The 6,600-nt window shown below is 77.0% G+C and carries 5 protein-coding genes; 1 reads left to right on the top strand and 4 read right to left on the bottom strand.

All coding sequences use genetic code 11. The annotated features are described in order from the left end of the window. Positions 1–83: 83 nt before the first annotated feature. Positions 84–581, bottom strand: coding sequence for an AAA family ATPase (locus ACFWEK_RS17135; RefSeq protein ID WP_430547556.1), 498 nt, complete (start codon positions 579–581; stop codon positions 84–86). Between ACFWEK_RS17135 and ACFWEK_RS17130 the strand changes: the two genes are divergently transcribed. Then, on the top strand, positions 580–1,317 hold the full coding sequence (locus ACFWEK_RS17130) for a class I SAM-dependent methyltransferase (RefSeq protein ID WP_430554815.1): 738 nt from the start codon (positions 580–582) through the stop codon (positions 1,315–1,317). The genes ACFWEK_RS17135 and ACFWEK_RS17130 overlap by 2 nt on opposite strands. Here ACFWEK_RS17130 and ACFWEK_RS17125 read toward each other — a convergent pair. The 3 genes from ACFWEK_RS17125 to ACFWEK_RS17115 are packed head-to-tail and all read right to left on the bottom strand — an operon-like array spanning position 1,284 to position 6,576. Further along, positions 1,284–2,957, bottom strand: coding sequence for an FAD-dependent oxidoreductase (locus ACFWEK_RS17125; protein WP_430554814.1), 1,674 nt, complete (start codon positions 2,955–2,957; stop codon positions 1,284–1,286). The genes ACFWEK_RS17130 and ACFWEK_RS17125 overlap by 34 nt on opposite strands. Beyond that, on the bottom strand, positions 2,954–5,164 hold the full coding sequence (locus ACFWEK_RS17120; protein ID WP_430554813.1) for a molybdopterin oxidoreductase family protein: 2,211 nt from the start codon (positions 5,162–5,164) through the stop codon (positions 2,954–2,956). The genes ACFWEK_RS17125 and ACFWEK_RS17120 overlap by 4 nt, the downstream gene beginning before the upstream one ends. Before the next feature lie 56 nt (positions 5,165–5,220). Then, on the bottom strand, positions 5,221–6,576 hold the full coding sequence (locus ACFWEK_RS17115; RefSeq protein ID WP_430547560.1) for an MFS transporter: 1,356 nt from the start codon (positions 6,574–6,576) through the stop codon (positions 5,221–5,223). Positions 6,577–6,600 lie beyond the last annotated feature (24 nt).

The raw sequence follows: 6,600 nt of genomic DNA, 5'->3' as shown, positions 1-6,600 counted from the left end.
GGGTCGGCCCCCTCGAACGCCTTCCAGCAAGCGATCTCTCGCGCCATCGGGCTGAATGACGCAGAGGATCCCTTGCTGGAAGGTCAGACTCCGGCGACGACCTCCATCGGGCCCTCGTCCGGCGTCGGGACCTCGAAGCCGTCGTGGTACGCCGCCGCGACCTCGGGGGTCAGGACGACGTCGTGCGGGTGCGCGGCGGCCCGGGCGGCGACGCGCGCGAGGGCGACGTCGCGCGGGGTGTCGACGTGCACGACCAGCGCGTCCGCGCCGTGCGCCGCGCCGAGCGCCCGGTACTCCTCCCGGGACGCGCGGGACCAGAACGACGAGTCGACGACGACGTCGCGACCCTCGTCCAGGAGCGTCTCGACCCGGGCGCGCAGCGCGTCCGCCACCCGGCGGGCGGCGTCGTCGGGCAGCGGGTGCACGGCCGGGTGCCCGGCCGCCCACGCGAGCTCGTCGACGGACACGACGGCGTAGCCGTCGGCCGCCAAGCGGCGGGCGTGCGTGGACTTGCCCGCGCCGGCGGGACCGCACAGCAGGACGAGGTTCGGCACGGTCGTGACGCTACCCTCGCTGTCCATGCCGACGACGATGCCGACGACGACGCCGACGACGCAGCTCGAGCCGCGCACGACGACGAACCCGCTGGTCCGCGCCGTCGGGCGATGGCTCGGCCGGCTCAACGACCGGTACCCGTGGAACCACAACGACCACTTCCACGGCTGGATCCTGCGGCGGCTGCCGCGGCGGAGACGCCGCGCGCTCGACGTCGGCTGCGGCCTCGGCACCCTCGTCGGCCGGCTGCGTGCCTCGGGCGCGACGGTGGTGGGCCTCGACGTGGACGAGCCCATGGTCGAGGCCACCCGCGCCCGGTTCGCCGGCGACCCCGGTGTCGCCGCCCGCCACGGCCGGTTCGAGGACGTCCCCGCCGACGGGTCGTTCGACGTCGTGACGATGGTCGCCTCGCTGCACCACCTGGACCTCGAGCCCGCGCTGCGGCACGCCGCCGGCGTGCTCGCGCCCGGCGGGCGGCTGCTGGTGGTGGGCCTGGCGCGGATCGGCGCGCCGCGCGACCTCGCCGTCGATCTGGTCTCGTCGTTCGCGAACCCTGTGGTGGGGCTGGCCAAGAGCCTCGTCCGCCCCCGCACGGTCCTCCCCGAGCACGTCGGCGACGACGGCCCGGTCGTCCCCCTGCGCGACTCGCGCGAGACGTACGGCGAGGTCCGCGACACCGCCCACCACGTCCTGCCGGGCGCCCGGTTCCGGCAGCGGCTGTTCTTCCGCTACACGCTCGAGTGGACCTCCCCGGCCTCCTGATCCTCCGTCTCCGACCGCGCCTGCCGCGCCTCCCCCAGCCACTCCACCAGCCCGCACACGGCCTCGGAGCAGCTGCCGCAGCCGGTGGTGGCGCGCGTGGCGCGGGCGACGTCGTCCTGCGTCGTCGCGCCGTCGGCGACGCAGGCCGCGATGTCGTGCTTGGTGACGCCGTTGCAGCGGCAGACGGTGGCGTCGTCGGGCATGTGCTCGGGGCTGGACGCCGGCTCGGCGGCCGGCATGACGGGCGTGATCAGCAGGAACGCCGGGTCGGCGGGCACGGGCGTGCGGCGCGTGTACGCGGCGGTGAGGTCGGCGGCCACCCGGGCGTCGCCCACGCACGTCGCGCCGACCAGGACGCCGCCCGCCACCACGGCCTCGACGAAGCGCCCCGCGGCCGGATCGCCGAGGCGCACGGCCCGCTCCCCCGGTTGCGGGACGCGGCCGGAGCCGCAGCGGCCCATCGCGACCACGCTCAGCGGCCCTGCCTTGACCTTGACGACGTCGGTCCCGCGGGCGTCGACGCCGCCCGCCCGCGCCCCCGGCGCGCGCGAGGACAGCAGGGTGCCGAGGCGCACCGCCATCGACGGGCCCGAGCCGTCGCCCGGCAGCCGCAGGTGCTCGCGCGGGCCCTCGCCCCGTGCCGCCGGACGCGGGCGCGCCGCGAGCGCCACGAGGTGCTCGGCGAGCCTCCGCGCCTGGTCCCAGCCCTCCGCGACGAGGCCGCGCGACCCCTCCGGCGGCTGCGCGCAGTCGCCGACGGCGAAGACCCGGGGGTCGGTCACGCTCGCCAGGTCCGGGCCCACGACGACGCCCCGCTCGACGGCGAGCCCGGACCGTCGGGCCAGCGCCGTCTCCGGCGCGGTGCCGCACGCGAGGACGACCATGCCCGCGCCGAGCGTCTCCCCCGGCTCGGTCGTGGCGCCGTCGAGCCGCACCCCGACGGCCCGGCCGCCGACGACGAGCACCTCCTGCGGCCGCACCCCCGTGCGCACGGCCACGCCCGCCGCCTCCAGGCTCGCGCGCAGCACGGCGCCGGCCTGGTCGTCGAGCTGCCGGTCCATCGGCGCGCCCGCGCCGTGCACGAGCGTCGTGGGCAGGCCGCGCCCGGCCAGGCCGAGCGCCAGCTCCACGCCCAGCACCCCGCCGCCGACGACCACCGCGCGCGGGGTGTTCACGGTGGCCGCGACCACCTCGCGGGCGTCGTCGAGCGTGCGCAGCGCGTGCACCCCGGCGGGCAGCGCCGTGGCGTCCGTGCCGAGGCCGGGCACGTCGGGCAGGCGCGCGGCGGCACCGGTGGCGAGGACCAGGTGGTCGTAGGGGTGGCGGGTCCCCTCGTCGGTGAGGACCACGCGGGCGTCCCGGTCGACGGCCGTCACCGCCGTGCCCCGCAGCACGCGGGTGCGGCCGTCGTCGACGGTGGGCATGCCGATCGCCGCGACGTCCGTGCGCCCGGCGACCACGTCGGACAGCAGCACCCGGTTGTACGGCTCGTAGGGCTCGGCCCCGAGCACGGTGACGTCGAGCGCGCCGTCGCCGTCGCGCCGGGACAGCTCGTCCGCCAGTCGCGCGCCCACCATGCCGTGACCGATCACGACCACCCGGTGCGGCACGCGCAGCCCCTGCTGCGGGTCGTGACTCATGCGAGGACCTCCAGGGACTCGACGTGCTCGGCCGTCGCGGCCGGGGCGGGGCCGGCGGGCGTCACCGACACCGCGCAGACCTTGAACTCCGGCATCGCGGAGACGGGGTCGACGGCGTCGGTGGTGAGGCGGTTGACGCTGCCCGCCCCGCTCCAGTGGAAGGGCATGAAGACGGTGTCCGGGCGGACGGCGTCGGTCCAGCGGGCCGTCGCCTCGACGACGCCGCGGGCCGACGCCAGGCGCGCCCGGCCGCCGTCCGGCACGCCGACCCGCAGCCCGAGCAGCGGGTGCAGCTCGACGTACGGCTCGGGGACCAGCCGCTCCAGCTCGGGCACCCGGTGCGTCTGCGCGCCGGACTGGTAGTGCTGCAGCACCCGCCCCGTGACGAGGTACGTCGGCGCGTCGGGGCGCACGTCGTCGGACGGGCCCGCGTGGTCCACCGCGACCATCCGCGCCCGGCCGTCCGGCGTCGCGAACCGGTCGAGGAACACGCGCGGCGTCCCGGGGTGCTCGCCCGGCGTGTCAGGACCTGCGGCGGGCATACCCCGCGCTGGTCCTGACAGGTCGGCAGGGGCGGCGGGGCAGGGCCAGTACAGCCCTGGTCCACCGGCGGCCTCGTGCGCGTCGAGGCGGGCGTGGCTGAGCCCGGAGTAGTCGGCGACGCCGCCCGCCGACGCGCGCGCCAGCTCGTCGAACACGACGGCGGGGTCGGTCGGGAACGCGACGTCGGAGCCCAGGCGCCGGGCCAGCTCCGCGAGGATCCACAGCTCGGACCGGGCGTCGCCCGGCGGGGCGGCGGCGCGCCGCCGGCGGATCACGCGCCCCTCGAGGTTCGTCATCGTGCCTTCCTCCTCGGCCCACTGGGTGGTGGGCAGCACGACGTCGGCGAGCAGCGCGGTCTCGGACGGCACGACGTCGCACACCACCAGCAGGTCGAGGGCGGCCAGGCGCTCGCGCACCCGGTCGGCGTTCGGCGCCGACACGACGACGTTCGAGCCGTGCACCAGGAGCGCGCGCGGGCCACCGGGCGCGCCGAGCGAGGTCAGCAGCTCGACGGCGGGCACCCCCGGCCCGGGCAGCGACCCCGGGTCCACACCCCACACCCCGGCGACGTGCGCGCGGCCGGCCGGGTCGTCGATCTTGCGGTAGCCGGGCAGCTGGTCGCACTTCTGCCCGTGCTCGCGGCCGCCCTGCCCGTTGCCCTGGCCGGTGAGGCAGCCGTACCCGGAGCCCACGCGCCCGGGGAGGCCGAGCGCCAGCGCCAGGGAGATCGCCGCCGTCACGGTGGCGGTGCCCTGCGCCGACTGCTCGACGCCGCGCCCGGTGAGCACGTACGCTCCGCGCCCCCCGCGCGACGGCGACGCCGCGGCCAGCAGGCGGGCCACCCGGCGCAGCTCCTCGGCGGGGACGCCGCACACCGTCTCCGCGCGCTCCGGCCACCAGGCCGCGGCCGACCGCGCGACGTCGTCGAACCCCGCGGTGCGCTCCGCCACGTACTCCCGGTCCACGAGGCGCTCGGCCACCAGCACGTGCAGCAGCGCCAGCAGCACCACGAGGTCCGTGCCCGGCACGGGCTGCAGGTGCACGCCCTCGCCGGGCCCGGCGAGCCGCGCCGTGGCGGACCGTCGCGGGTCGACGACGACGAGCCCGCCCGCGGCGCGCGCGCCGGCGAGGTGCTGCACGAACGGCGGCATCGTCTCGGCCACGTTCGAGCCGAGCAGCAGGATCGCGCCGGCCCCGGCCAGGTCGGTCACCGGGAACGGCAGCCCGCGGTCCAGGCCGAACGCCCGGTTCCCCGCCGCGGCGGCCGACGACATGCAGAACCGGCCGTTGTAGTCGATGAACGGCGTGCGCAGCACCGTCCGGGCGAACTTGCCGAGGGCGTACGCCTTCTCGTTCGTCAACCCGCCGCCGCCGAACACCGCCACGGCCTGCGGCCCGTGCTCGGCGGCCATCCCGGCGAGCCGCCCGGCGACGAGGTCGAGGGCGGCGTCCCACGACGCGGGGGCGAGCGCGCCGTCGGCCCCGCGCACCATCGGCGTGACGAGCCGGTCGCTCGCGCGCAGCACCGTCGCGCTGGTCCACCCCTTCTGGCAGAGCCCGCCGCCGTTCGTGGGGAACTGCCGCGGCGTCACCGTCACGGGCAGCGCCGCCCGCCCCTCCGACGCGGGCCCGGCGGGGGCGGCACCGGCGGGCGCGAGGTCCATGCCGCACTGCAGGGCGCAGTACGGGCAGTGGGTGGCGACCGCGGCCCCCGACGGCGTCATACGCGCGCCGCCCGCATCGCGGTGCCGCGCCGCGCGTACACCGCCCAGGTGACGACGGCCATCACCGCGTACGCCCCGACGAACACCCACAGCGCGGCGACCAGCGACCCCGTCATCGACGTCGACATCGCGAACCCGCGCGGCACGAGGAAGCCGCCGAGCGCGCCGACCGCGCCGGCGATGCCGATGCAGCCCGCGGCGGCGCGGGCGGTGGCCGCAGCCTCACGCCCGGCGCCCGCCACCCGGAACGCCGCCGGGATCATCCGGTACACCGACCCGTTGCCGACCCCGGTCGCGACGAACAGCACGAGGAACGACGCGAAGAAGAGGCCGAACCGGTGGCTCCCCAGGGCGGAGATCGCGCCGACGGCCCCGGCGATCATCACCGCGTAGCACCCGACGGTGACGACGGCGCCGCCCACGCGGTCGGCGAGGATGCCGCCGAGCGGCCGCGCCACCGACCCCACGAGCGCGCCGAGGAACGCCAGTGACAGGCTCACCTCGGGGAACTGTCCCGCCAGGAGCGTCGGGAACGCGCCGGAGAAGCCGATGAACGACCCGAACGTGCCGATGTAGAGGAACGAGATGACCCACGTGTGCGGCTCGCGCACGGCGACCGCGAACGACCGCGGGTCGGCCTTCGCCGCCGAGAGGTTGTCCATGAACCGCCAGGCGAGGACGGCCGCGAGCACGATGAAGGGGACGAACACGAGGCTCGCGCGCTCCAGCGCCACGCCGGCCCCGGTGACGATCACCAGCGGCACGACGAGCTGCACGACGGCCGTGCCGAGGTTGCCGCCCGCGGCGTTCCAGCCGAGGGCCGCGCCCTTCTCCCGCTCGGGGAAGAAGAAGGAGATGTTCGCCATCGACGACGCGAAGTTGCCGCCGCCGAACCCCGCGAGCGCCGCGACGGCGAGCATCACGCCGAACGACGTCTCCGGCCGCTGCACGACGACCGCCAGCGCCAGCGTGGGGATCAGCAGCAGCGACGCCGACACGACCGTCCAGGTCCGCCCGCCGAAGACCGGCACCGCGAGCGTGTAGGGGATGCGGAGCGTGGCGCCCACGAGCGAGGGCACCGCGATGAGCCAGAACATCTGGTCGGTGGTGAGCGTGAACCCGGCCGCGGGCAGCTGCGGCACGACGATCGACCAGAGCGCCCACACGCAGAACCCGAGGAACTCGGCGAACACGGAGATCGCCAGGTTGCGCCGCGCGACGCGGCGGCCGCCGCCCGCCCAGAACTCCGGGTTCTCCGGCTCCCACCGGTCGATCCAGCGGCCGGGGCGGTCGATCGCCCCCGGACGCGCGTCGGGTCGGGCCGGCGTTGTCACGGTGGTCGGTGCGGCCATCGCGTGTCCTCCTGTGCGCAGGCC

Source organism: Isoptericola sp. NPDC060257 (assembly GCF_042726645.1).
GTDB classification, from domain to species: Bacteria; Actinomycetota; Actinomycetes; order Actinomycetales; family Cellulomonadaceae; genus Isoptericola; species Isoptericola nanjingensis.
This window is presented reverse-complemented; position numbering and strand designations above follow the sequence as displayed.

Bases quoted from the DNA above. Each gene is read 5' to 3' on its own strand.
- ACFWEK_RS17130 (WP_430554815.1), top strand. From the start codon at position 580: ATGCCGACGACGATGCCGACGACGACGCCGACGACGCAGCTCGAGCCG.
- ACFWEK_RS17135 (WP_430547556.1), bottom strand. From the start codon at position 581: ATGGACAGCGAGGGTAGCGTCACGACCGTGCCGAACCTCGTCCTGCTG.
- ACFWEK_RS17125 (WP_430554814.1), bottom strand. From the start codon at position 2,957: ATGAGTCACGACCCGCAGCAGGGGCTGCGCGTGCCGCACCGGGTGGTC.
- ACFWEK_RS17120 (WP_430554813.1), bottom strand. From the start codon at position 5,164: ATGGACCTCGCGCCCGCCGGTGCCGCCCCCGCCGGGCCCGCGTCGGAG.
- ACFWEK_RS17115 (WP_430547560.1), bottom strand. From the start codon at position 6,576: ATGGCCGCACCGACCACCGTGACAACGCCGGCCCGACCCGACGCGCGT.